This is a genomic window from Permianibacter aggregans (assembly GCF_009756665.1).
Lineage (GTDB): Bacteria > Pseudomonadota > Gammaproteobacteria > Enterobacterales > Permianibacteraceae > Permianibacter > Permianibacter aggregans.
The window spans coordinates 820,314-846,301 of sequence record NZ_CP037953.1 but is presented as its reverse complement, the minus strand read 5'-3'; the positions used below and the strand labels follow the sequence as shown (position 1 = coordinate 846,301).

Annotated in this window: 17 protein-coding genes and 1 pseudogene; 9 read left to right on the top strand and 9 right to left on the bottom strand. The window is 54.5% G+C overall.

The window, feature by feature from the left end; translation table 11 throughout:
- Positions 1–17: 17 nt before the first annotated feature.
- A complete protein-coding gene (gene nhaB, locus E2H98_RS03910; RefSeq protein ID WP_133588011.1) occupies positions 18–1,619 on the bottom strand; it encodes a sodium/proton antiporter NhaB in 1,602 nt (533 codons plus the stop codon).
- Between the two features lie 403 nt (positions 1,620–2,022).
- Here nhaB and E2H98_RS03905 point away from each other — a divergent pair, with 403 nt between their 5' ends.
- Together E2H98_RS03905 and fadR are read left to right on the top strand one after the other, a co-directional pair.
- Positions 2,023–2,493 (top strand): MarR family winged helix-turn-helix transcriptional regulator, encoded by a 471-nt coding sequence (locus E2H98_RS03905; RefSeq protein WP_133588009.1) that lies wholly within the window; start codon positions 2,023–2,025, stop codon positions 2,491–2,493.
- Between the two features lie 162 nt (positions 2,494–2,655).
- Positions 2,656–3,378 carry a fatty acid metabolism transcriptional regulator FadR gene (fadR, locus tag E2H98_RS03900; RefSeq protein ID WP_133588007.1) on the top strand — a complete coding sequence of 241 codons (723 nt, stop codon included), beginning with the start codon at positions 2,656–2,658 and terminating at the stop codon, positions 3,376–3,378.
- Between the two features lie 91 nt (positions 3,379–3,469).
- On the opposite strand, the pseudogene E2H98_RS03895 reads toward fadR, so the two are convergent.
- The 3 genes and pseudogenes from E2H98_RS03895 to E2H98_RS03885 form a co-directional block, all read right to left on the bottom strand.
- Positions 3,470–4,918 (bottom strand): annotated as a pseudogene (locus E2H98_RS03895) (SpoVR family protein); the annotation flags it as partial.
- Positions 4,915–6,174 carry a YeaH/YhbH family protein gene (locus tag E2H98_RS03890; protein WP_133588003.1) on the bottom strand — a complete coding sequence of 420 codons (1,260 nt, stop codon included), beginning with the start codon at positions 6,172–6,174 and terminating at the stop codon, positions 4,915–4,917. The gene E2H98_RS03890 and the pseudogene E2H98_RS03895, both read right to left, overlap by 4 nt.
- A 22-nt stretch (positions 6,175–6,196) precedes the next feature.
- Entirely contained in the window at positions 6,197–8,119 is a 1,923-nt protein-coding gene (locus tag E2H98_RS03885) for a PrkA family serine protein kinase (RefSeq protein WP_133588001.1), read from the bottom strand.
- 329 nt (positions 8,120–8,448) lie between these two features.
- On the opposite strand from E2H98_RS03885, the gene E2H98_RS03880 reads away from it, so the two are divergent.
- The 5 genes from E2H98_RS03880 to E2H98_RS03860 all read left to right on the top strand — a co-directional run bounded on the left by E2H98_RS03880 (position 8,449) and on the right by E2H98_RS03860 (position 16,647).
- On the top strand, positions 8,449–10,764 hold the full coding sequence (locus E2H98_RS03880) for a hypothetical protein (RefSeq protein WP_133587999.1): 2,316 nt from the start codon (positions 8,449–8,451) through the stop codon (positions 10,762–10,764).
- A gap of 121 nt (positions 10,765–10,885) precedes the next feature.
- On the top strand, positions 10,886–12,037 hold the full coding sequence (gene sohB, locus E2H98_RS03875) for a protease SohB (protein WP_133587997.1): 1,152 nt from the start codon (positions 10,886–10,888) through the stop codon (positions 12,035–12,037).
- Positions 12,037–12,687: a thiopurine S-methyltransferase gene (locus E2H98_RS03870; protein WP_133587995.1), complete on the top strand. Its 651-nt coding sequence runs from the start codon at positions 12,037–12,039 to the stop codon at positions 12,685–12,687. Before sohB ends, E2H98_RS03870 begins: the two co-directional genes overlap by 1 nt.
- Positions 12,688–12,734: 47 nt before the next feature.
- Positions 12,735–14,540: a S9 family peptidase gene (locus E2H98_RS03865; RefSeq protein WP_133587993.1), complete on the top strand. Its 1,806-nt coding sequence runs from the start codon at positions 12,735–12,737 to the stop codon at positions 14,538–14,540.
- Between the two features lie 178 nt (positions 14,541–14,718).
- A complete protein-coding gene (locus E2H98_RS03860) occupies positions 14,719–16,647 on the top strand; it encodes an Ig-like domain-containing protein (protein WP_133587991.1) in 1,929 nt (642 codons plus the stop codon).
- Positions 16,648–16,761: 114 nt separating this feature from the next.
- Here E2H98_RS03860 and astB read toward each other — a convergent pair whose 3' ends face one another.
- The 4 genes from astB to E2H98_RS03840 form a co-directional block, all read right to left on the bottom strand.
- Positions 16,762–18,090, bottom strand: a complete 1,329-nt coding sequence (astB, locus tag E2H98_RS03855) for an N-succinylarginine dihydrolase (RefSeq protein ID WP_133587989.1) — start codon at positions 18,088–18,090, stop codon at positions 16,762–16,764.
- A gap of 69 nt (positions 18,091–18,159) precedes the next feature.
- On the bottom strand, positions 18,160–19,632 hold the full coding sequence (gene astD, locus E2H98_RS03850) for a succinylglutamate-semialdehyde dehydrogenase (protein ID WP_133587987.1): 1,473 nt from the start codon (positions 19,630–19,632) through the stop codon (positions 18,160–18,162).
- Between the two features lie 38 nt (positions 19,633–19,670).
- The gene (gene astA / locus E2H98_RS03845) at positions 19,671–20,690 is read right to left on the bottom strand and encodes an arginine N-succinyltransferase (protein ID WP_133588117.1); all 1,020 of its coding nucleotides are present in this window, start codon (positions 20,688–20,690) and stop codon (positions 19,671–19,673) included.
- Positions 20,691–20,708: 18 nt separating this feature from the next.
- Entirely contained in the window at positions 20,709–21,947 is a 1,239-nt protein-coding gene (locus tag E2H98_RS03840) for a hydrolase (protein WP_133587985.1), read from the bottom strand.
- Between the two features lie 250 nt (positions 21,948–22,197).
- Between E2H98_RS03840 and E2H98_RS03835 the strand changes: the two genes are divergently transcribed.
- The gene (locus tag E2H98_RS03835) at positions 22,198–23,406 is read left to right on the top strand and encodes an aspartate aminotransferase family protein (RefSeq protein WP_133587983.1); all 1,209 of its coding nucleotides are present in this window, start codon (positions 22,198–22,200) and stop codon (positions 23,404–23,406) included.
- Between the two features lie 69 nt (positions 23,407–23,475).
- On the opposite strand, the gene E2H98_RS03830 is transcribed toward E2H98_RS03835, so the two are convergent.
- On the bottom strand, positions 23,476–25,188 hold the full coding sequence (locus tag E2H98_RS03830) for a peptide MFS transporter (RefSeq protein WP_133587981.1): 1,713 nt from the start codon (positions 25,186–25,188) through the stop codon (positions 23,476–23,478).
- Between the two features lie 127 nt (positions 25,189–25,315).
- On the opposite strand from E2H98_RS03830, the gene E2H98_RS03825 reads away from it, so the two are divergent.
- The gene (locus tag E2H98_RS03825) at positions 25,316–25,912 is read left to right on the top strand and encodes an alpha-ketoglutarate-dependent dioxygenase AlkB family protein (RefSeq protein ID WP_198325231.1); all 597 of its coding nucleotides are present in this window, start codon (positions 25,316–25,318) and stop codon (positions 25,910–25,912) included.
- The last annotated feature ends 76 nt before the right edge of the window (positions 25,913–25,988 follow it).

Genomic DNA, 25,988 nt, shown 5'->3' with positions numbered 1-25,988 from the left:
TTTTTTATGTTCAGCACTCAGTGACCTGGGCTGACGGCATTTTCCAGCGCTTCGGTAGCCTGGTGATGCTCGATGATGTGGTTGTCGTACATATAGGTCGTTGCCGGGTCCAGGAAGAACATGACGCCGACCAAACCAACGATGGTCAATACGATGGTATACGGCAGCGCCATGATCACCATGCGGCCATAGGACAAACGAACCAGCGGTGCAATCGACGACGTCAGCAGGAACAGAAACGCGGCCTGACCGTTCGGTGTCGCGACACTTGGCAGATTGGTGCCGGTGTTGATCGCCACGGCCAGGAAGTCGAACGTATCGCGATTGATCGCGCCGTTGATCCAGGCTTGTTTCACTTCGTCGATATAAACGGTGGCGACGAACACGTTGTCACTGATCGCCGACAGTAAACCGTTGGCCAGATAAAATGCCGACGCTTGCTGGCTCGGGTCCAGACTCAGTACGTAATGAATCACCGGCGCGAACAATTTCTGGTCATAAATGACCGCAACAATCGCGAAGAACACGGTTAGCAACGCGGTGAATGGCAGCGCTTCTTTGAACGCCGGGCCGATATGGTGTTCATCACTGACGCCGCTCAGCGAGGTGGCAAACACGATGACCGAAAGACCAATCAAACCGACGGCTGCCAAGTGGAAGGCCAGCGCGATGATCAGCCATACAGCAGTGATGGCCTGGGCAATCAGCGCGGCTTTCTCGCGGGTCGTGCGCTTCTTGTCTTCTTCTTCAGCGTACTGTTCCATAACGGCACGGACATTATCCGGCAGGTATTCGCCGTAACCGAACCATTTCAGTTTTTCCAGTAGCACGCAGGTGAGCAGACCGGCAACCAGTACCGGTGCCGTGACCGGCAACATGCGTAGGAAAAACTCCCCGAACTGCCAATGGGCTTTTTGCGCGATCAACAGGTTCTGTGGTTCGCCAACCATGGTCATGACGCCGCCCAAGGCGGTACCGACAGCGGCGTGCATCAGAATCGAACGCAGGAACGAACGGAACTTGTCCAGATCTTCGCGGTGCAATTCAATTACTTCGTGATCGGCGCCATGATCGTGGTCGCTACTAAAGTGTTTGCCTGAGGCCACTTTATGGAACACACCATAAAAGCCGACGGCAACAGAAATGACCACGGCGGTAACGGTCAGGGCATCCAGGAATGCCGATAGGAAGGCCGAAACAAAACAGAACAGCAGGCTTAGCAGGGTTTTCGAACGCACGCCAGTCAGGATGCGAGAAAACAGGAACAGCAGCAGGTTCTTCATGAAGTAAATGCCGGCGACCATGAAGATCAACAGCAGAATGACTTCCAGGTTGTCCTGGACCTTGTGAATGACGGTATCCGGGGTGGTCAGTTTCAGCACAATCGCTTCAAACGCCAGCAGGCCGCCGGGCAGCAGTGGGTAGCATTTCAGCGCCATCGCCAAGGTGAAAATAAATTCAGCGATGAACAGCCAACCGGTGGCTTTCGGGCCGAAAACCGCCAGGAAAATCGGGTTCAATACCAGAAAGCCGCCGATAGCCAATTTGTACCAATTTGGCGCTTCGCCGAGAAAATTCCGGACAAAGGCCTGGCCCATGCCGAGGTTATGCGTGGACATGCGTTCTCCAAGACAAACGTATAGTTGATTGTGTATGTATCATCGACAGCATGTACTTCGATGAACATTGCGCTCGTAGGCGTGCACCAGCCCCGTTGACAACGGCCAGAGGGGCGGCCAAAAAGCGGCCGCATACTAGCACAGCGGAGTCCGCGGTCAGTAGCAAAAGCGGATGGTAAAAAAAACAAGACCCCGGTAAAGGGGTCTTCAGGAGGCAGGAGCCGCCTCTTGCGAGGACAGGCTGTATCGTTTTTCTTGACTTCGGTTTGCTGCGCCAGCCAAGGTAGCGGACGCTGCCAAATCGGCGCGCATTATATTTGGCCAAATACGTACAGCGTCAAGCAAAATCTGCCAACTGGCGCACAGGTAACAGACGGTTCAATCAAGGTAAGTGGAGAGCGGCGTGGATTCAGCGCACCAGCAACACCAGGTGTTGTCCCAGTTTCGGATTATTTTCGGCGCGATGCGCAAGCATTTTCGTCAGCTTGAGCAGAAAACCGGCTTGCCCGGCACCGAAGTCTGGGTGCTGCATTTGATTGATAAGCACGAGGACATCAGCGTCAACGAGATTGCTGAAGCGATGTATGTGCACCAATCAACGGTCAGCAACCTGCTTGCCTCGTTGCTGCGCAAGAGCCTGATTACCAAAGAGAAGAATCCCCGTGATCGACGAGTCAGTGTGCTGCGTCTGACTGAAGAAGGCGGCAAGCGCTTGGCTGCCGCGCCTGCGCCACGAGAAGGGCTGTTGCCAGCAATGATCAGCCAATTGACACCGGAGCAACTGGCACAAGTCGATGCCGCGATGTCGCTGCTGCTGGAAAAAATGCCGCTCAGCACGGCCGATTTGGGCCACTCGCCATTGGCAACGATGTGATCGACGTTTCGATTCAGCAATTTTGCTGCGTTGCCGCATGTTATACCGATTGCCAACGGTCAAAGAGCGGTCGTTGCGCAATCGCTCGCCTTAGTTAACAATGTGCCGGTCCAACCAGATATGACTACATCAAGCTCAGCGTTAAAAGAGACCTACAAGATTATGAATAGACCGGTGCGTGCACAGAGTCCTGCTGCCTTTGCGGAACAATACATTGTCGAATCCATTTGGCAGGGCAAGTTTGCACCCGGCACGATCCTGCCGGCTGAACGCGAACTGTCAGAACTGATTGGCGTTACCCGCACCACGCTGCGCGAAGTATTGCAGCGCTTGGCTCGCGATGGTTGGCTAACCATTCAGCATGGCAAGCCGACTCAGGTTAACGATATCTGGCATAGCGCTGGGCTCAATATCCTGGAAACCCTGACCCGACTCGACGATGAAAACTCGCTGGAGCTGGTCGATCAATTGCTGGACGCCCGCACCGGCATGAGCAGCATTTATACCCGTTTGGCAATTAAGCGCAGCCGCGATGAAGTGTTGGCGTTGTTACAACCGGTGGATGATCTGGACGACACCGCCGAAGCGGCCATCGAATTTGATTGGCGCGTCAATCATCAGCTGACCCGCTTGGCGAAGAATCCGGTGTTCACGTTGATGCTGAATGGCTTCCGCAATATTTATTTGCGTGTCGGTCGGTACTACTTCCAGCAGCGCGAAGCGCGCAAACTGTCGAAAGCCTATTACCAGAAGCTGAAAGAAATGATCGAGAAAGATGACTTGAACGATCTGAATTCGGTCATTTGGCAATACGGTCGTGACAGTGGCCGTTTGTGGCAGGAAGCGCGCGCCCGTTTGACGTCGCTGCACGATCTGCCGCTCTAATCCCCCCAAAAAAACGCGCCGCTCAGGCGCGTTGCCGATGGGCATTAGCCATATTGATCGTACAGAGCCGTTCGACCTCGCCGTTTTCATTGATCGTATCGAGTTTGACATCAAAGCCCCAAAGTCGATGCAGATGCTTCATGACCTCATCATAGGTATCGGCCAGCGGCACATTATTATGTGGGGTATGGCGTAAGGTCAGCGAGCGATCACCGCGTTTGTCGACTTCCCACACCTGGATATTGGGTTCGTTCATACTGAGGTTGTATTGATTCGACAGCAACTCTCGGATTTTCTGGTAACCCTGGGTGTTGTGAATCGCCTCAATTTCCAGCTCCGAGCGCTTCTCATCATCCAGCACCGCGAATAGCCGCAATTGGCGAATGATTTTCGGTGACAGGAACTGGGCGATAAAACTCTCATCCTTGTAATTGCGCATCGCGTGATCCAGCGTCGCAATCCAGTCTTTACCGGCGATTTCCGGAAACCATTCCCGATCTTCATCATCCGGCTCCTGACAAATGCGTTTGATGTCCATATACATCGCGAAACCCAGCGCATAAGGGTTGATGCCGGAAAAGTGCGGACTGTCGAAATGCGGTTGATAGACAACATTGGTATGCGAATGCAGAAACTCCAGCATAAAGCCTTCGTTGATCAGCCCTTCGTCATACATCTTGTTCATGATCGTGTAATGCCAGAACGAGGCCCAGCCTTCGTTCATTACCTGTGTCTGGCGCTGCGGGTAGAAATACTGGCCAATCTTGCGCACGATACGAATGATCTCCCGCTGCCAGCCCTCCAACAGCGGTGCATTTTTCTCAATGAAGTACAGGATGTTTTCCTGTGGTTCTTTTGGAAAACGTACCTGTTCGGCGGCTGTGGACTTTTCTTTTGGAGTCGGCAGCGTCCGCCAGATTTCATTGATCTGGGACTGGAAAAACGCTTCGCGTTCGGCTTGGCGACGTTTTTCTTCACGCAAACTGATCGGATGCGGGCGTTTGTAGCGATCAACGCCGTGATTCATCAGCGCATGACAACTATCGAGCAGATTCTCGACCGCGGTAATGCCGTATTTCTGCTCGCACTCGGTAATGAAATGGCGAGCGAACAGCAGGTAATCAATGATCGCTTCGGCGTCGGTCCAGGTCTGGAACAGATAATTACCCTTGAAGAACGAGTTATGGCCGTAGCAGGCATGGGCCATGACCAGACACTGCATCATCATCGTATTCTCTTCCATCAGGTAGGCGATGCAAGGATTCGAGTTGATGACGATTTCGTAAGCGAGCCCCATATGACCACGCTTGTAGCGTTGCTCATTGGAAATGAAGTGCTTGCCGAAGGACCAGTGGTGATAACCAATGGGCATGCCGACACTGGCGTAAGCGTCCAGCATTTGTTCCGAGGTGATGACCTCGATTTGGTTCGGATAGGTGTCGAGCCCAAACTCTTTGGCGATACGCGCAATCTCCGTGTGATAGGCCTCGATCAGCTCGAAGGTCCATTCCGACTGCGTAGTCAGCGGTTGTTTTCTCATGCGTGTTGCTTCTTGAACAATTCGCGGAACACCGGATAAATGTCTTCCGGCTCTTCAATCTGCTGCATCGCGAAGTTTTTGAATTCACCGGCCAGCTCGGCGTAATGCTCCCAGAGACTTTGATGATTGCGCTTGGTGATCTCGATATAGGAATAGTATTTGACGACCGGCAGAATGCGCTGCGCCAACAAGTCCTGACAGATCGGCGAGTCGTCGCCCCAGTTATCGCCATCTGATGCCTGCGCCGCATAGATATTCCACAACGCTGGCGAATAACGGGCGCGAATGATTTCATCCATCAGTTTCAGGGCGCTGGAGACGACGGTTCCGCCGGTTTCCTGAGAATAGAAAAACTCCTGTTCGTCGACCTCTTTCGCCTGGGTATGGTGACGAATGAACACGACATTCACGTGTTTGTAGGTTTTGCTCAGGAACAGATACAGCAGCAGAAAAAATCGCTTCGCCATGTCTTTCGTCGCCTGATCCATCGAGCCAGACACATCCATCAAGCAGAACATTACTGCCTGGGTTGCTGGCATTGGCTGTTTGACAAACGAGTGAAAACGCAAATCAAAGGTGTCGATAAAAGGCACTTTCGCGATGCGTTGACGGAGCTCCTCGATCTGCAGCCGCATTTCCTCGCGTTCCTGTTCGCTTAAGTTTTCCTCGTCCTGCTCTAGCGCCTCGGTCAACTCGCGCAGATTGCGGCGCGATTCGCCGCTTAACGCAATGCGGCGTGCCAGAGCTCCGCGCAGCGAACGGATAACAGAAAGATTGGCCGGTACACCCTCGGTTTTGTAGCCAGCGCGGACGGTTTTGAAACGCTCGGTCTTCTTGCTCTGCGTTGTAGTCAACCTAGGTAACTCAAGATCCTCGAACAACAGATCGAGATACTCGTCTTTGGAGATTTCGAATTTGAACTCGTCCTGACCTTCACCGGAATCACTGGCGCGCCTGCCTTGGCCTTTGCCTTCACCGCTCAACGGTCGCTTGATCCGATCGCCGGTAATAAATTCCTTGTTGCCCGGGTAAACCCGTTCGCGAACGCCGCCATCGCCGTTACGAAAGGTCGGTTCCCGAATATCGCGCGAGGGAATCGAGATATTCTCGCCACTGTCGAGATCGGTCACGCTGCGTTTATTGATTTGCTCGGAAATCGCTTTTTTGATCTGCGACTTGTAACGCCGCAGAAACCGTTGCCGATTTACGGTGCTTTTGCCTTTGCTCCATTGCCGGCGATCGATCAATCTGGACATTCAGCAACGTCTCCAGGCTGGCTCAGCTTGATTTGCGTACACGCAAATACCATTCGCAGAGCAGACGTACCTGCTTCTCGGTATAGCCTTTCTTGACCATGCGCGCGACGAAGTCCTGATGCTTTTTCTGGTCTTCTTTCGAGGCTTTGGCGTTGAAGGAAATAACTGGCAGCAGATCTTCGGTGTTCGAGAACATTTTTTTCTCGATTACCGTGCGCAGTTTTTCGTAACTAGTCCAGACCGGGTTGCGACCGCCGTTGTTGGCGCGGGCGCGCAGCACGAAATTGACCGTTTCATTACGGAAATCTTTCGGGTTGCTGATGCCGGCCGGCTTCTCGATTTTTTCCAGCTCCTCATTCAACGCCGCGCGATCGAAGTTCTCGCCGGTTTCCGGGTCACGGTATTCCTGATCCTGAATCCAGAAATCGGCATAGGTCACATAGCGGTCGAACAGGTTTTGTCCGTATTCGGAATACGACTCCAGATAGGCGGTTTGGATTTCTTTGCCGATAAACTCGACGTACTTCGGCACCAGGAAGCCCTTGATATGCTCCAGGTATTTTTCGTGCACTTCCTGCGGGTATTGCTCTCGCTCCAACTGGGTTTCGAGTACATACAGCAAATGCACCGGATTGGCGGCAACTTCGGTCGAGTCGTAGTTGAATACCCGTGAAAGGATCTTGAAGGCAAAGCGTGTCGAAAGGCCCGTCATGCCTTCATCGACTCCGGCGTAGTCACGGTATTCCTGATACGACTTGGCTTTCGGGTCGGTGTCTTTCAACGACTCGCCGTCATAAACGCGCATCTTGGAGTAGATGCTGGAGTTCTCCGGCTCCTTCAGTCGCGATAGCACCGAGAACTGCGCCATCATTTCCAGCGTGCCGGGTGCACAAGGAGCGCGATCCAGGTCGCTGTGCACCAGCAGTTTTTCGTAGATATGAATCTCGTCGCTGACGCGCAGGCAATAAGGCACTTTGACGATGAATACCCGGTCAAGGAAGGCCTCGTTGTTTTTGTTGTTCTTGAATGCCTGCCATTCCGATTCATTCGAGTGCGCCAGAATGATGCCGTTGTAGGGCAGGGCCGACATGCCTTCGGTGCCGTTGTAATTGCCTTCCTGAGTGGCAGTTAAAAGTGGATGCAACACCTTGATTGGAGCCTTGAACATTTCGACGAATTCCATCAGGCCTTGGTTGGCACGGCACAGTGCGCCGGAGTAGCTGTACGCATCCGGATCGTTTTGCGCAAAGCGTTCCAGCATACGGATATCCACTTTACCGACAAGTGCGGAAATATCCTGGTTGTTTTCATCGCCCGGCTCGGTTTTCGCGACGGCGATTTGATCGAGCACGCTTGGTTTCAGTTTGACGACGCGGAACTGGCTGATATCGCCACCATATTCGTGCAGACGCTTGACCGCCCACGGTGACATAATCGTCGTCAGGTAGCGCTGCGGAATGTTGTATTCGCTTTGCAGGATCTTGCCATCTTCGGCCGGATCGAAAAGTCCCAACGGGGATTCGAAAACCGGTGAACCTTTGATCGCGTAGATCGGCATTTTTTCCATCAGCTTTTTCAGACGCTCAGCCAAAGACGATTTGCCGCCGCCGACCGGGCCAAGCAAGTAGAGAATCTGTTTACGTTCTTCAAGGCCCTGTGCTGAATGTTTGAAATAGGAAACGATTTGCTCAATCGTTTCTTCCATTCCATAGAACTCGGAAAAGGCGGGGTAACGGGCAATCACACGATTGGAGAAAATGCGCGAGAGCCGGGAGTCAGTCGAGGTGTCGATGTGTTCCGGTTCGCCGATGGCGGCCAACATCCGCTCGGCCGCATTGGCGTAGGCCATGCGATCATCGCGGCAGAGGTTCAAATACTCCTGCAAGCTGTATTCTTCTTCCTTGGCTTCTTCGTAACGTGAGCGGTAGTGTTGAAACAAGCTCATGGTATGTCTCCCATTACTGCATGTTGGCGAAATTATTTCGCGAACATGTGCTGCCTTGGATTTAAGTGTAGACCTTATCGAGGTTACCGACTGTCAATGTTCACGACGAGTTCCCGACCGGTTCCAATACCGAAATTTTCACCACCATCGATCAGTGTATACGGCAATTCGAAAATTGCTGCGCTGCAGCGAGAAAACAAACTGGTCGGTGGTCTTGTGAGTCGCCCATTCAACGGTTAGGATTGGCCCAGCATCTGGGTAGTGCTGGCGCACTGCACGACAGAGTGGACACAACGACAATAGTGGAAGCCGCAAACGGGGAGAATTCCATGAAGAAACACTTGCTAGGACTAGCTTTGGTCAGCGCGCTGGGCCTGACTGCTTGTGGTGACGGACCAAAGGAGCCGGAAATTCCGTCTGGCGCCGCCGAAGGTAATGTGACCTATACCAAACCGCTGTATTCACCGGCGACCGGTAAACTCCCCGCTCCGAACGACATTCTGTTTTCCGGCACAACGGATTTGACGCTGCGTCAATCCGGCGTGACCAGTGACCGCGAAGGCAGCTCGTTCCCGGCCAATGAGGTTTATGTCAACCCGAATCCGCTGAGCAGCAACGCTTCGGTTGCCGCCAACCATGTTTTCGCGCTGGATGGCTGGTCCATCGTCGCGCCGTTCGTGATCAATTTCACCAACGTTGACCCAAGCATCAAAATTGACCCGGCTTCTCTGATAGGTGGTCAGACGGTGCGCGTATTCCGCGTCAATACCGCTCGCCCGGCTGCGGCCAACGGCGTTGTTCCACCAACCGGTCCTGTTGTAGGTATCCAGTCTGAATTGCAGGTCGGCGTTGATTACCGCATTGATATGGTTTCCGCCACTGAGCAAGCTGGCCGTACCGATGGTCCGTCCGGAACCATGCGAATCACGCCAATCAATCCAGTGGCCGAGAACGGTTCCTACTTGGTCGTGTTGACCAATGGCATTAAAGATGCGCGTGGCCTGAATATCATTGCCGATTCCCAGTTTGAAGTGCTCAAAGGCCGTACACCGATTGCCTCTTCCAGTTCGCTGTTTGCCTTGGAGCCATTGCGCCAAGTGCTGAATCCGGCGTTTGCTGCGCTGGAAGCGGATAGAGGTTTGGCCCGTGAAAATGTGACGCTGGCCATGCAATTCAACGTGCAGGGCGTCGGTGATGTGTTGTCGACGGTCATGCAAGTGGTCAACAACCCGCAGGCGCCCGCAGCTGCTACCAGCGGTTTTGCGCCGAAAGCGCCATTCGCGGCATTGAACGCCGCATTGACCTCTGGTGCCGTACTCTGGCAAGGCAATGTCGCGCTGCCTTATTACCTGAGCGCACCATCCGCCACAGATCCGCTGGCACCGCTGAAGCAGTTTTGGCGTGCTGATCCGGCTTCGCCGCTGGGCACCAATCTGACCTATATCAATCGGATGCCGAAGAAAACCGGTGATGAAACCGTGCCAATGCTGCTCGCTGTGCCTGGTGCTTCAGCAACCGGCTCCTGCGTCAAGCCGGCAGGTGGTTGGCCGGTAGTGATTTTCCAGCATGGCATCACGCGCAATCGCACCGACATGTTGCCGATTGCCAACACCTTGGCGAGCTTCCCGCTCTGTCATGCAACCGTTGCTATCGATCTGCCGTTGCACGGTTTGTTGGCGGCTGCTGATTACGCCGATGCCACCAATCAGGCATTGGCCGGCTTGCTACATACTGGTTACACCCCGGGCGGCGTCCGTGAGCGAATCTTCGGGGCTGATTACGTCAATAACACCACGGGCGCATCGGGTCCGGATGGCAAAGTGGACAGCTCAGGCCAGCATTTCATCAACCTGACCAGCCCACTTACTTCGCGTGACAACCTGCGCCAAGCTGGAGCTGATTTGCTGGCCTTGTCGCGGGCGCTGACCGTGATGGATTTCGACGGTGTAGCCGGCACGGATTTCGATGCCACCCGCATTCACTTTGTTGGCCTGTCACTGGGTGCCATCACTGGCGCGAACTTCGTTGCCTATGACCCACGCGTCAAGACTGCGGTGCTGGTTGCCCCGGGCGGTGGTCTAGCGAAGATGGTGCCTTCCTCGCCGGCTTTTGGACCAACCATCAACGCTGGTTTGGCTGCCGCCGGTCGTGCGACGGGTTCTGCCGGTTACGAGGATTTCCTGTTCCTGCTGCAAACCGTTATCGATCAAGGTGATCCGCTGGGCAACTGGGAAGCATTCCGCGCCCGCACTGCTAAAGCGCTGATGGTGCAGATGGGCGGCGATCTGGTGGTGCCGAACGACGTCACCAACCTGCAGTACATGGTGTTCAACGCTTCAATGCAGCCTGTTCCGAGCGGCATCCCGTCGAACGCTCCTTATGCTGGTACCACGCCGCTGGCTCGCGCTTTCGGTCTGAGCAATATCGGTGCTTCGACTCAGTCGGCAACCGGTGTCAGTGGATTTATCCGCTTTGGCAAAGGCTGCCACGGTTCGTTACTGAGCCCAGCGACCTGCGCGCCGGTGGTGACTGATCCGGTGGAGGCTGGAAGAATTACCGTTGAATTGAACAAGATGATTGCCCAATACATTGGTTCCAACGGCAACGCTGTACAGTTCACCGACACGGCTCTGTACCTGCCCTAAGCTACTCAGTTGGAGTAAAAAGCCCCGGCTCGCTGGGGCTTTTTCTTTTCTGCTGGCTCGGGCTTCTTGCTATGATCCGGCGCCTCACGAACGCCTCAATTCGCTCACAACTGGACCATTCATGCAGTTTCTTACCGAATACGGACTTTTTCTGGCCAAAGTCATCACCATCGTTTTCGCCATTCTGATGATCATCGGTGCCATTGCCCGCTCTCGCCATCGCCATCACGCACCGGATGCCCCAGGTGAGATTGAGGTGCGTAATCTGAGCGACGAGTACAAAGATCTGAAAGATACGATGCAGATCGAAGTGCTCGACGCCGAAGCCTACAAAGTGCTGAGAAAAGCCGAAGAGAAAAAAGAAAAGGCAGAAGCAAAAGAAAAGAAAAAAGCAGCCAAGTTGCTGAAAAAGAAAGTCGCAGAGCAGCTGGCTGACGACGCAGACGACACCTCATCCGAAAGCGATGCAGCCGACACGGACGATGATGAGGAAGAGCCGAGCCGCAAACCCCGTATGTTTGTGCTGAATTTCATCGGCGACATGGAAGCTTCATCGGTGCATTGCCTGCGTGAGGAAGTCACGGCCATTTTGTCAATTGCCGAACCGGAGCATGGCGACGAAGTGGTGCTGCGTCTCGATAGCCCTGGAGGGGTTGTCCATGGTTATGGCCATGCCGCCGCGCAACTGCAACGGTTGCGTGACGCCGAGATTCCGCTGACCGTCTCAGTCGATGAAGTCGCTGCCAGTGGTGGCTACATGATGGCTTGTGTCGCCGACAAAATCATTGCGGCGCCGTTCGCTATCGTAGGGTCGATCGGCGTCATCGCCGAGTTACCCAACTTCAACCGGCTGATGAAGCGTTTCGATATCGATTACGAGCAACATACGGCCGGTCAGTTCAAGCGTACCTTATCGGTGTTTGGCCCAAACTCTGATGAAGGTCGTCGCAAATTCCAGCAGGAACTGGAAGATACCCATGTTTTGTTCAAAGCCTTTGTCTCGCATTACCGTCCGAAGCTGGAACTCGACAAGGTGGCAACCGGTGAGCATTGGTATGGTTCACAGGCAGTCAGTCTACAGCTGGTTGATGAGTTGAAAACCTCCGATGCGTATTTGCTGGAGCATTACGAATCGCATGATGTCTTCGAAGTCAATTACGAGTTCAAAAAGTCGCTTGCCGACAAGCTGTCGCTGGCGAGTTTTCTGACGCTGGACCGTTTGATGAAAGCCTGGTATCAGCGTCTGTCGAATCGCAACAACTTTGTTCGCTGATGGAGCCGGAATACTGGCAACAACGCTGGCAGAAAGGTGAAACTGGGTTTCATCTGCCACGCGTGCATCCCAAACTGGAGCAGTACTGGCCATTGTTGCAAGTGCCGGATTCTGCAACTGTTTTTGTTCCGCTTTGCGGAAAGTCCGAGGATTTGTTTTATCTGTGGCAGCGCGGGCATTGTGTTACCGGTATTGATATCAGCGAGCAGGCTATTCGGGCGTTTTTCACCGAACATCAGATGACATATGAAGTCGAGCAGGTTGAGGATGTTGTCGTGTATCAACATGATCGTCTGCGCTTGATTGCTGGCGATTACTTCGCGCTACAAGCTTCATTGCTGGGCTCGATCGACGCGGTATACGATCGGGCGGCACTGATTGCGCTGCCGACCAGTTTGCGCCAACGTTATGTACAAACGCTTCGCAAATGGTTGCGGCCGGCGACACCGGTGTTGCTGATCACACTGGATTACGCGCAGCCGGAAATGTCCGGTCCTCCGTTTGCCGTGAGCCCCGAAGAGGTGGCGCAATTATTCGCTGGTGGCGAAATCGAACAATGGACCCATCACGATATTCTCGATTACGAACCGCGTTTTCGCACCAAGGGTGTTACCCAGTTACATGAGGACGTATACCGGATTCGTTGTTGATTTCCGGTGTCGGCGTCCTGGTTCAGGTGGTTCCGGAAGCCTTCAATATGACCAAACTTTCATTGGATTGGGTGGTTGGCAGCGCTGTTCGCCGCTCGCAATTGCAGAATGATCAACCGTTTCTTTATTGGCTGGAGTCACGGCCAGAGGAGCAGGGCAGGAGCGTGCTCTGTCGCTGGTCTTCGGAACGGGGAATCGAGGACCTGACCCCAGCACCGATGAATTTGCGCGCGCGGGTGCATGAGTATGGCGGCGGTGAGTTTGCCGTTGGGGCCGGCAAGATTTTCTGTATCAGTGATCACGATCAACAACTTTATTGGTCTGATACGCAATCACTGCAATGGCAAAAAATTACCTGCCCAGCCAGTCACGATATTCGCTACACGAATTTTTGTTGGCATCCGAATGGTAAATTCGTCGTTACCGTGCGGGAACGGCATCAAGCTGAGCACGTGCTCAATGATCTGGTCAGCATTTCCCTGAGCGGTGTTGTGGTGCAAGTGGCATCCGGTGCGGACTTCTATTCCTCGCCCACCATTTCGCCGGATGGCGAAAAACTGGCGTGGATTGAATGGAACAATCCGGACATGCCTTGGGACTGCACGCGCCTGATGGAAGCCACGCTAGAGGCCACTGGGCACATTGAGGATGCTCGATGCATTAGCGATGGTAGAGCCCAATCATTGCAACAACCTCGCTATGCGCCTGATGGGGTGTTGCATGCGCTGAGTGATGTCGATGGTTTCTGGAATCTTTACCGCTTCGGTGAGCGGTCGCCGCAACCTCTCTTGCCTTTGCAGGAAGAGTGCGCGATGGCGCCTTGGAGTTTTGGCCAGTGCAGCTATACCCTCGCAGAAGAGCGCATTTACCTGCTTTCCTGGGGAGAGACGGGCAGCACGCTTTGGCAAATCGATTCAACCGCAAAACCGCTTGAACATTTTCAGGGGCGGCTTGCGCCGTATGTTGCTGCAAAAAATGATCAGATTTTCCTTCTGCACAGCGATACCTCATCACCTGAGCAACTGATTTGCCGGCAAGTCGGACGCGCGGCAAAAGTAATCAGCGGCGAGACCAATGCTGCCGGGCACAATTGGGTAAGCCCAAACCTATGCCATACCGAATCGGGCGTGCCGTTCTGGTTGTATCCATTGTCGGCCGAACCGTCATCAAAACCTACCATTCTGTTCTGCCATAGCGGCCCGACAGGAGTCGCCAGCCCGGCGTTCAACCCGGTCTACCAGTTCTGGCTCAACAACGGTTTTCAAATTGCCGACGTCAATTACCGCGGCAGTGAAGGACATGGCCGGCACTGGCGGCAATCATTGCTCGGCCACTGGGGTGAGTACGATGTCGCGGATTCCCTGGCCGTTGCCCGATTCTTGTTGGAGCAGGGCTGGTGCCGTGAAGGGAGCCTGTTTCTGCGTGGCAACAGTGCCGGTGGTTTTACCGCGTTGCATTTGCTCGTGCAAAGCCGGTGCTTTGCCGCCGCCGCCTTGCGTTATCCGGTCGTCGATTTGCCGACGCTGGCAGGCGTCTCGCACAAGTTTGAAGCCGCGTATTTGCTGCGGCTCGTCGGTGCAGAATCCTTGGACGATGCCAGGCTGCAAGAACGCTCGCCGCTACGTGTCCTCGACCGAGTACGCACACCGTTGCTGGTGTCGCAAGGTGAAGCCGACCCGGTGGTACCCCTTGCTCAGGCTGAGCTGCTCAAGCATGCCCTCGAACAGCAAAATGTGCCAGTGCAGTTGTCATGCTTTGCAGGGGAAGGGCATGGATTTCGTTCGGCGTCCACGCTAATGGCATGTCTGACTGATGAACTGACTTTCTTCCGTCACCATGGGGCGTTCGGCTGACATTGCCGACAGCCCTACAGGATTTGCCAAACTTGTCGAAGTTTTTGACTAAAACCCTTGATCCGTGGGTACTTTTTCCCTTTTCAACATTGCAAGCGCAACGGGCTTGCATTAGGCTTACGGCAAATTGCCAGGTGGTTTGGCTGGATGCCGGGCATCCGTTGCGGGAGAACAAACAATGAAAGTGCTTTTTACTCGGGCTTGGGGCTTTTTGATTGGTGCCCTGTTGTTGGTGGCCTGCGGTGGATCCGGTGGACCGGTTGGTGGTGAGACTGCACCACCACCAAATGCGGGACCGGTGCCAGCGTCAATTACGCTGTTTTCTGATTTGGGCGCACTGCGGTCCAGCGGTGCGGACATCGCCAACCTGACGGCGATTGTCAAAGATGCCAACAACGTGGTGATTTCCGGTGCCACCGTGAATTTCGCCGCAAGCTCAGGTTCATTGGCGGTCACCCAGCCGACTACGGATGCCCAAGGTCAAGCCAAAGCCACGTTAGGTACTTCTGGCAACCCAGCCAATCGCACCATTACGGTTACCGCTACTGTAGCCGGAACAACACTTTCGCAGACTTTGTCGATTGCCGTTACCGGCACGGTGTTGAACATTGCCGCTCCAACCAGCATGGCGTCGGGCGACACCCAAGCCATCACGCTGACGCTGCGCGATGCCGATGGCAATGGCATCGGTGGTCAAGCGATTGCATTGACTTCCGCACGCAGCAACACCTTCAGTGACGCCAATCCAATCACGTCAGCAACGGGGAGTGCAACCGTCCAGTACACCGCGACCAACGGTGGTTCGGAGACAGTCAATGCCACGACACTTGGAGGCACAGTGGCCGCTTCGGCTAGCTTCAACATTTCTTCGGAAAGTTTTTTGTTGCAGAAAATCAGCGCCGGTGGCCAGGTGGAAACTCCGCCTGCTGATATCGCCCTGAGTGCAAACGGAACCATACGTCTGACCTGGACCAGCGGTGGCGCCGGTGTGCAGGGCAATGTCACGTTTACCACGACTCGCGGAACAGTGGATGGTGCTGCATCGGTCACCAAAGCGACCAATTCCAGCGGTCAAACATCCGTGGTTGTTGCCGCGACCAGTGCCGGTCCGGCGGTGATTACCGCTACCGCGGCGAACGGTACTACAGCGCAGATCCAAGTTGAATTCATTGCCACCAATCCATCGGCGATTGCCGTCAATGCTTCGCCTACATCGGTCGCCGCAGGCGGCAAACAAAGCACGATCAACGCCGTGGTCAGGGATGCTGCAGGTAACTTGGTCAAAAACCAGGTCGTCGTGTTTACCTTGAACGACACTACCGGGGGCAGCATTTTCCCTGCCTCTGCAGTGACCAACTCCTCCGGTCTGGCCTCAACGGTATATACCTCTTCCAATACCGCCAGTGCGACCAATGGCGTGCAAATCACCGCAACGGTGCAAGGCACGGCTGTCAGTGGCACTGTCGCCCTGACGGTCTCACAGACGCCGTTGTTCATTTCTATCGGGACAGGTAACGAGCTAGAAGAGCCAGATCAGTCCAGCTATATCAAAGAGTTCATCGTTTTCATTACGGACTCCAATGGTGTTGCTCGTCCTAACCAGAGCTTTGTCGCCTCGGTGGTGCCTTTACCGAACACGGCAAACCCCTCGTTCGTTGAACCAGGTGACGCTGACAGCGCTGCTTACATGAAAGGCGTGTTTGTTGCGGGCGCTGACTCCTGGATTCCGGCTTACTCGGCGTTTTGCCGCAACGAAGACGCGGATCTCGATGGCGTTCTCGACCCGGGCGAAGACTACAACGGTAACGGCATGCTTACGCCTGGCAATCAGGTCGGCATTGATGCCTCCAGCACCTTCGTCACGGATGCCGGTGGCTTTGCCAAAGTACGACTGCGTTATGCCCAGCAGTATGCGTATTGGATGCAAGCACGAATTCGTATTACCGCGACGGTAAACGGCACGGAATCGATTGCCCAGCAGAACTGGGTGCTGGAAGGGATTGCTTCGGACTATCGCCTGAATACGGCGCCTCCGGGACGGGTGTTTGCCGATGGAGTGGTCGGCAGTCCGTTTGGTCGTGCTTCCACTTGCGCGAATCCGAACTAAATAACGATGAAGCCCGCCAATTGGCGGGCTTTTTATTTTGGGGATATCGATTCTGGCAGAATGACGTCCGTCAAGACTCACGTGGAGCGTACACTGCTTCGCCAGCGGGTGGGTTCAAACAAGGGGCAGGCCGCAGATTTCACCCAAAGCTTCCTGAGCACGCAGGCTTTCCTTAAAGAGTTCAGGATCGGCGAGATCGGACACGCTCAATTGTTCGCGGTAATGGTTATCGGCCCAGGCATGCAATTGGCCAATGATGTGATCGTCTATAAATACTTTTGCCTGAATCGCTGAGCGTTCGGCAGCGCTCAGCACCACACGTTGACGCAGACACGCCGGACCGCCGCCATTGCGCATACTCTGTTTTACGTCAAAAACGTGCACGTTTTTCACTGGCGTATCACGGGTGATGAGTGCTTGCAGGTAGTTCCAAACGCGCGGATTTTGATGACACTCACCGGGAACGATGATGGCCATGTCGCCACTGGGTAGCGTCACCAATTGGCTGTTAAACAGGTAGCTGCGAACCGCATCCTCGACGCTGACTTCAGCACCACTCACCCTGATAATAAAGAGTTTGTCATTGTCACCCCAAGCGCGTTTGATTTGCTCATAGGTTTGCTTGGGGTGCAAGAAGGCTTGTTCGTGGCAAAACAACACATTGCCGTTTCCGACGGCGATGACGTCGTTATGGAATACGCCTTGATCGATGACATCGGGATTCTGCGGAATAAACAGTGTGCGAGTCTCATCAAGCTGATGCAGTCGCGCAATCGCTTCCGATGCCTCTTTGGTTTGGCGCGCGGGGTATTTCTTCGGGGCCGGGGCGTTCTGGTTGAATGCCTCTTTGCCGTAGACGAAGAGTTGTAAACCTTTGGCGCCATAGTTTGAGCACAAGCGGGTGTGATTGGCGGCGCCTTCGTCACCGAAATGTTCGCCCAGCGGTAGTGGATCGTGGTGAACGAAATAGCGTTCATCCGCAAAAATTTTTTTCAGCAGTGCCGAGGTTTGCGGCCCTTCAATCGAGCGATGAAAACGATTGGCGAGGTTGGCGGCGGTGAAGTGCACTTTGCCGTCAGCACTATCTGCGGACGGACTCATCGTACAGGCATTCGCCGTCCACATGCTGGAGGCGGAATTGACGCAGGCGAGTAACACTGGATCGCGTTTGGCAACTTTGTTCAGCACCTGGGCATCGGTGCCGCTGTAGCCGAGCCGACGCAGAGTTTCGATATGCGGGCGCAGCAGTGGCGGTAGAAACGCTTGCGGGATGCCGAGCTTGTGCAGCGCGTACATTTTTTCCAAGCCTTGCTTGACCGCTTCGCGTGGATTGGCAACCGCTTGTTTATTGCCCATGCTGGCGACGTTGCCCCAACTTAATCCTGCGTAGTTATGGGTCGGGCCAACCAGGCCATCAAAGTTGATTTCTACCGTTTTTGACATGTTGACGTCTCTACATTGTTCATTCGAATCGATGCCAAAGGCTCGCTTATTGCGCCGATGAGCGAGCGACTAACGCTTCATTCCTGCAGGCAATGTTGCCGGTAGTGTGCAATGCGCGCTTTCCATGCTGGCGACCGGATAGCTGCAGTAATCGGCGGCGTAAAACGCGCTGGCTCGATGATTGCCGCTGGCGCCGACGCCACCGAACGGTGCCGCCGAGCTGGCACCAGTTAACGGCTTGTTCCAGTTGACGATGCCGGCGCGTATATCGCGATAGAACTGGCGATACTGTGCTTCGTCGTCACTGAGCAAGCCGGCGGCCAGACCGAATCGGGTGTTATTGGCCATGTCGATCGCTTCGGAAAAATTTTCGTAACGTTGCACTTGCAACAGCGGTCCAAATACCTCTTCGTCTTCGATATCTTTGGCTTCACTGATATCAACAATACCCGGAGAAAGCAGGGCAGTGCCTTCTTGCAAGCGTTTCATTGTCAGTAACGACTTGGCGCCTTTGCTTAGCAATTGCTCCTGTGCCTGTAAAACCTTTTCGGCAGCAGTAACGGAAATTACCGCGCCCATGAACGGTGCCGGTTCCTCATCGTAACGACCAACACGTAATTCGGCTGCTGCCGCAACCAAGGCTTGCAGAAAGGCGTTGCCTTTTTCCCCTTGTGGTACCAACAGACGACGCGCACAAGTGCAGCGCTGACCTGCAGTGATAAACGCCGATTGCAGGGTATGAAAAACAGCGGCCTTGGTGTCGGTCACGTCGCCAAGAATCAGTGGATTATTGCCACCCATTTCCAGCGCCAGAATTTTGTGCGGTTGTCCTGCCATCTGCGCGTGCAGTGCGTAACCGGTGCCGGCAGAGCCGGTGAAAAACAGGCCATCAACGCCTTGGTGCTGCGCCAAAGCAATACCGGTTTCCTTGCCGCCTTGAACCAGATTCAGCACGCCATTTGGCAAACCAGTCTGCTGCCATAGTTGCGCGGTGTGAGCGGCCGTTCCTGGTGTCAATTCGCTCGGTTTGAACACGACGGTATTGCCGGCGATCAAGGCCGGCACGATATGGCCGTTGGGTAAATGGCCGGGAAAATTATAGGGACCGAACACCGCGACAACGCCATGTGGCCGATGACGCGTGGCGTTGGTGGTATCGCCGCTGGTGGTTTCGGTGATGCCGGTGCGCTCATGGTAGGCGCGAATGGAGATATCCACTTTGCCGATCATCGCGGCGACTTCGGTGCGCGCTTCCCACAGCGGTTTGCCGGTTTCGCGGGCGATGGTGGTTGCCAGCGCTTCCTGATTTTCGCGCAGTTGTTTTTCGAAGGCCTTGATGAATTCAATGCGCTTTTCCAGCCCCAGATCACGCCAGGGGTTGAAGGCATCACGTGCCGCCTTGATAGCCATGTCAACTTCGACGGCGGTAACGCTATTGCCTTGCCAAATCACGTCTTGGCTGACTGGGTTGCGTGAAGCGAAGTTGACGCCCTGCGCTGCTTGCCATTCGCCGTTGATCAGCGACTCATTCGGTAATGTCATGATTAGTCTCTTCCGTACAAAGGGGGAACGCGCGCTGTTCAGAACAAGCGGCAGGCCCGCAATTTTTCACCTGGCGCCAATTCCAGCGCTCTGACGATGTCATCGGTGACCAACAAATTGCCGTCTGCGTCGAAGTTCACTTCGCCAAGACAGGCGCGATAATCCTGTAGCCGACAGTTAGCGAGCAAATAGGTTTCCGGTTTTTCTATGCTGTCTGCCGGCGCAACACGCCAATCGCAGCGCAGGCTTTTCTTGACCGAGCGAATGTTTTTCAAATCCGATTCGATGGTCGGACCGGCATCGAAAATGTCGACATGGCCGGTATAGCGAAAACCTTCTTCAATCAGCATGTTGTAAGCCGGCTCGGTGGCTGGATGCACTTTGCCAATCACTTCTTGTGCCTCCGGCGTCAGCATGCAGACATAAATGGGGTAGTGCGGCATCAATTCGGCAATGAACTGATTGCCGTTGACGCACATGGCATCGGCTTCGGCGAATTCCATTGAAAAGAATTTTCGGCCCAGCGACTCCCAGAACGGCGAATTGCCCTCGTCATCGGAGACTCCGCGCATTTCGGCGATGATGCGATTATCGAACCGTTTCGCCTGGTCGGCCAAAAACAAAAAACGCGAACGCGACAGCAAACGCCCGTTGGCGCCACCGCGATAATCCGGATCAAGAAACAGCGTGCAGATTTCGGTGCAACCGGTGAAGTCATTACCGAGATAAAGCGTGTCGACGGTGTTGTGAATTTTCAGCGAAGGGCTAGCGTGGACCACGCGGCCAACCGTATACGTGTAAAACGGTTGCTGCATACCAACGGCGGCGGCCAGCGCGCAAGTGCCGACCAAGGCGCCGGTTTCGGTATCTTCCAGAACAAACAGATAATACTCGTTACCGGGCTTTTCAATTGGCGTGGCAAACGCGTGCTCGGAAACCGCAATGCGTTCAGCCAGCGCTTCTTTTTTCTTCGGCAGTGTCGTCAGGCCGACACCGCTGCGTGCGGCAAGCGCGTGCAGTTTGTCGAGATCGGCAGAACGAACAGGGCGAATTCTCATCATGATTACAACTCGTGGTTAAGACGCTTTCGGAAACAGCGTTTCGGGCTTCGGGCTTGATGCCAAGTGCATCAATAACAGTGCCGACAGTTTGGCGCGTTCAGTAAGGCTGTCGAGCAGGACAAATTCATCGCTGCTGTGGATTTTTCCGCCACGTACGCCGAGATTGTCGACGTTCGGCAAACCGGCGGCGGCGAGATTATTGCCATCACAACAGCCGCCCGTGCTTTGCCAGCGGATCGGCAAATCGATTGCAGAGCCGCAGTTGTGCAGCATTTCCAGCAATTGCTGGATCGCTGGCGTGACGATCTTCGGTGGCCGGTGAAAACCGCCGATCGCCGTCACCTGAAACCCGTCTTGGCGTTGACTGCGATCAATCGTCTGCTGCAAGGCGTTTTCAAAAATGACTTGTTGCTCCGCTGTGGAGACCCGGACATTGACCTTGACTAGGCAATGATCCGGCACGGCATTGACCGAGCCACCGCCATCGATAAAGCCGATATTGACGGTCATATCACCGGCGTGTCCGTTCAACGCATCCAACTCAGCGGAAATCTTTGCGGCAGTGACAATGGCGTTGCGGCCGAGATGATGCTCCCGACCTGCGTGAGCGGCTTTGCCGCGCACATGAATCTGGAAATTACCGCTGCCTTTGCGGCCGCTAATCAATTCACCGGTCGGCAGCGAGGGCTCGTAGCAAAGGCCGATATGGTGATGCATGGCGCGTTCAGCGAGTAGCGCCGCAGAGCCCGGTGAACCGATTTCCTCGTCGGGGTTCAGCAGAATTTCCCAACCAATATTGGCCTTGTGCTCGGATTGCTCCAACGCCTGCAGCGCCGTCAGCATGACCAGCAAACCGCCTTTCAAATCAGCTGCGCCCGGCGCATTCAGGGTATTGGTATCGAGATAGCGATGATTCTGGAACGGATGATCGACAGCAAACACGGTATCCAAATGTCCGACCAGCAGCACCTGAAACGGCGCCTCAGGCCGGCAGCGATAGGTCAGCGCCCTGGCCAGCGATTTTTCCTGGATTTCGCCGCTTTTGCTGAGCTGCTGCACCGGTGTCAGCGCATGTTCTTGCAGTCGCCCGGGCAGCTCGCGCAGTAGCGGAATCATCGCCTGCTGCATGCGCTCGAGGCCAGCCAGATTCCAGCTACCGGTATTGATGGCACACAACGCCAACAGCCGCTGTTCGAGCGACTCACGTTGTGTATCAATCCAGCTCAGTTGCTGGTGCCAGTCCGCAGCTTTCATGCCTGTCTCCACGATATCAATAGTCACAGCTTATCGGTCGCCATTCAGCCTTGGCAAAAATGGCGTCAGCATAAATATGCAATTGATTTACTGGCATTTTTTTTTTGAAACGCTGATCATTGCCTCCCTGATGCAAGCCGTCCGAAAAACGGTACGCGTTGCGCTGTTGCCGAATGCGGATGAGCGCAAACCGGATGAAGCCGCATCACGACTTTGTAACCTACGAACAGACCACAGGCAGGAAAAATCGATGACCCAGGTAAGCCGCCAAACCTTTGATCAAGTCATGGTTCCCAATTACGCACCCGCCGCGATGTTGCCGGTACGAGGCGAGGGCGCGCACGTGTGGGACAGCGAAGGCAAGGTCTATGTCGATTTCGCCGGCGGTATCGCCGTCAATGCGCTGGGTCACTGTCATCCGGTCATGGTCAAGGCGGTGACCGAGCAAGCGCAGAAACTTTGGCATCTGGCCAATGGTTTCACCAATATTCCGGCGCTGGAGCTGGCCGAGAAATTGATCAAGCACACGTTTGCCGAGAAAGTCTTTTTTGCCAACTCCGGTGGTGAGGCCAACGAAGCGGCATTCAAGCTGGCGCGCAAATACGCCAAGGATAATTACAGCGCCGACAAAGTCGAGATTGTCTCGACCGTCAACAGCTTCCACGGCCGCACGCTGTTTACCGTCAGCGTCGGTGGCCAGGAAAAATACACCAAAGGTTTTGAGCCACTGCCGCCGGCCATTACGCATATCCCTTACAACGACATCGCCGCGCTGGAAAAAGTCGTCAACGAGAAAACTTGCGCTGTTGTGCTGGAACCGATTCAGGGTGAAGGTGGTGTCACGCCAGCAAAAGCGGAATACCTTAAAAAAGCCCGCGAGCTGTGCGACAAGTTCGGCGCGCTGTTGGTTTTCGACGAAGTGCAAAGCGGCATGGGCCGTACCGGTCACCTCTACGCTTATATGGAATACGGTGTCACGCCAGATATTCTGACCAGCGCCAAAGCGCTCGGCGGCGGCTTCCCGATTGCGGCAATGCTGACCACCGACAAGATTGCCAAAACCTTGGCGGTTGGCACCCACGGTTCGACCTATGGCGGCAACCCACTGGCATGCGCTGTTGCGTCAGCAGTGTTCGATGTGATTAGCGATAAGGCAACGCTGGACGGTGTCAAAAAACGCCATCAGATTTTTGTTGAAGGCCTGAACGCGATCAACAAAAAACATGAGGTGTTCAGTGAAGTGCGCGGCAAAGGCCTGCTGATTGGTTGTGCATTGAAGGACGCTTACAAAGGCAAGGCGAAAGATTTTATCAATGCCGCGTTGAATGAAGGCTTGCTGATCCTGATGGCTGGTCCGGATGTACTGCGATTGGCGCCTAGCCTGATTATCGCCGAAGCGGATATTCAGGAAGGTTTGGCGAAACTGGACGCGGCGATAGCGAAAGTCAAAGCCGCGTAAGCCAATTCAGGCAAAATCAGAGTAGTAAAAAAGGTGGGGAAATCCCACCTTTTTTATTTATTAGCAGCATTATTTGACGCCATGCATCCAGCGTTTCAGCAATGGCGTTATCAGTAGCGCGAATACCGCGGAACCAACGCCGATCATTGCCATCAACCAGAACAAGTCGGCGTATTTGGCGCTGGCTTCAGCAAAATTGATCGCGCCACCTTCCGGTATATCGATTGCCGCCAATTTACCGAATGCGGCGGCCAATACTTCCGAATATGCAGTGGCTAAAAACCAGGTGCCCATCATCAGGCTGACAACGCTCTTGACGGATAGCTGCGTTACCGCCGAAAGGCCAATCGGTGACAGGCACATCTCACCAATTTCCAGCACGAAGTAAGCGAGCACCAGCCACCAGACCGAGGCCATGACGCCATCGGTTGTCGTCGTTGCTGCGTACGCTAATGGAATAAACGCCAGACCGCCAAACAATAAACCCAACGCGCTCTTTGCCGGTTTGCTGGGGTTCATACCGCGACGTTCCAGGAAAGGCCAAAGCCAAGTGAAAATTGGAGACAGCAATACGATAAAAAACGCGCCCAGGAAAGTCAGTGAGCCGGCCGTTTGCGGTACTACGGCGATATCACGCAACAAACACGCCACCAAAACCACGCCAGCAACGGCGAGGATTCCGGCGCCCGACTTGTGCCCCTTGTCAGCCAGGTTCAGCGCAATCGCGGCGGCAAAAGGAAGCAGCGCCAACGGCACGACCGACCATGGGAAAATAGGTCTTTCCGTCACCACCGGCGTACCAAACAAATCCTTGGTCAGCAAGCGATCAGTGAATGCCACCCAGGAGCCATAAGTTTGTTCGTACAGCGTGAAGAACAGCAGACAGAAGAAAATCAGAAACACCAGAGCTAGCATCTGCTCGCGTTGCACTTTGGTGCAGCGATTGGCCAGGAACCAAACAAACCAGATGACGAATATCGCCGCGACAAAATGCATGACACCGTGCACGGTCCAGGTGTTCTGAATCAGTTGCCAGATCACCGCGACACCAATCAACGAACCCAGATAAATCGCGTGCTCTCGACTGAGCAAACCCAACACTTTTTCGCGCAGCAGCGCCGGATTATTCGGCTCGGCATGGCCTTGCAGATGTTTTTGACCGGAGATGAATACGACAAGACCGGCCAGCATGCCGATACCGGCGGCGCCGAAGCCGTAACTCCAGCCGAAGGTTTCACCGAGGTAAGCGCAGATCAAGCTGGCGAACAAGGCACCGAGATTGATACCGGCATAAAACAACGTAAAACCTGAATCGCGACGCGGATCATTGTCTGGATACAGCTTGCCGACAATCGTTGAGATATTCGGTTTCAGGAAGCCAACACCGGTGATGATTAGCGCCAGCGAAAAATAAAACACCTGCAGGGCGCCGGTATCGCGCACTACTTCAGCACCGACACGCGTCGCTGGCGCACCTTCAAAGGCCATGCCGATATGACCGAGCACCAACAGCACGCCGCCTAGAATTACTGCTTTGCGCATACCGAGGTAACGGTCGGCGAGCATGCCGCCGATCACCGGTGTGGCATAAACGAGACCGCCGTAGGCACCCAGCAAATCGTAGCTAGGGCTGTCACCGAACAGGTGATATTTGGTCAGGTACAGGAACAACAGCGCTTTCATTCCGTAAAATGAAAAGCGCTCCCACATTTCGGTGAAAAAACAGACATAGAGCCCGAGCGGATGGCCGAGCAATTCCCTTTGTTGTATTGATGTACTCATTATTTATCGTTCTCGCAGGCAGACAAACTCCACAGCAGCCGGCGAGTGTACCGGCGCGGTTCGGCGATGTCAGCCTCAAGGCGTTGAACGGGAGTCGTGAACGTAACGTGAAAGGGCGGTGAAACGCGTGTCAGTTGAAGCTGAACAAATTGTCTTGCCGGATGCCGAGCTGCTGCTATGGCGCCAAATCGATCTACACCGGCCACTGGCCGAACTGCGTCAACGGCTGGTGGATGAATTGCATTGGCAGCAAACGCCGATCCGAATTTATGGCCGCGAGGTCATGCAACCGCGCCTGACGGCCTGGTATGGCGATGCCGATGCCGCCTATCGCTACTCAGGCGTCACCCATGAGCCATTGCCATGGCATCCATTGCTCTGGGATATCAAGGCGCTGGTCGAACAGTACAGCGCCAGCACATTCAACAGTGTGCTCTGTAATTACTATCGGAGCGGACAGGATTCGATGGGCTGGCACAGTGATAACGAACCAGAGCTTGGGCCCGAGCCGGTGATCGCCAGCTTGAGTTTTGGTGCGGCGCGTCGTTTTTTATTGCAGCACAAAAAAGATAAATCGTTGCAATGGCAATGTTCACTCGGTGAAGGAGACTTATTGCTGATGCGCGGCGCGACGCAGCGGTTTTATCGTCACAGCGTGCCGAAAACAGCAAAAACAACGGATCTGCGCATTAATCTGACATTTCGGCGAATTATTGTTCAATGATGCGCTGCCGCATGGTCCGATGCGCCCGTTTTTGCTTGTTCGTGCCGCGCGCCCTGTGGTATCAAAGCGGCCAGCT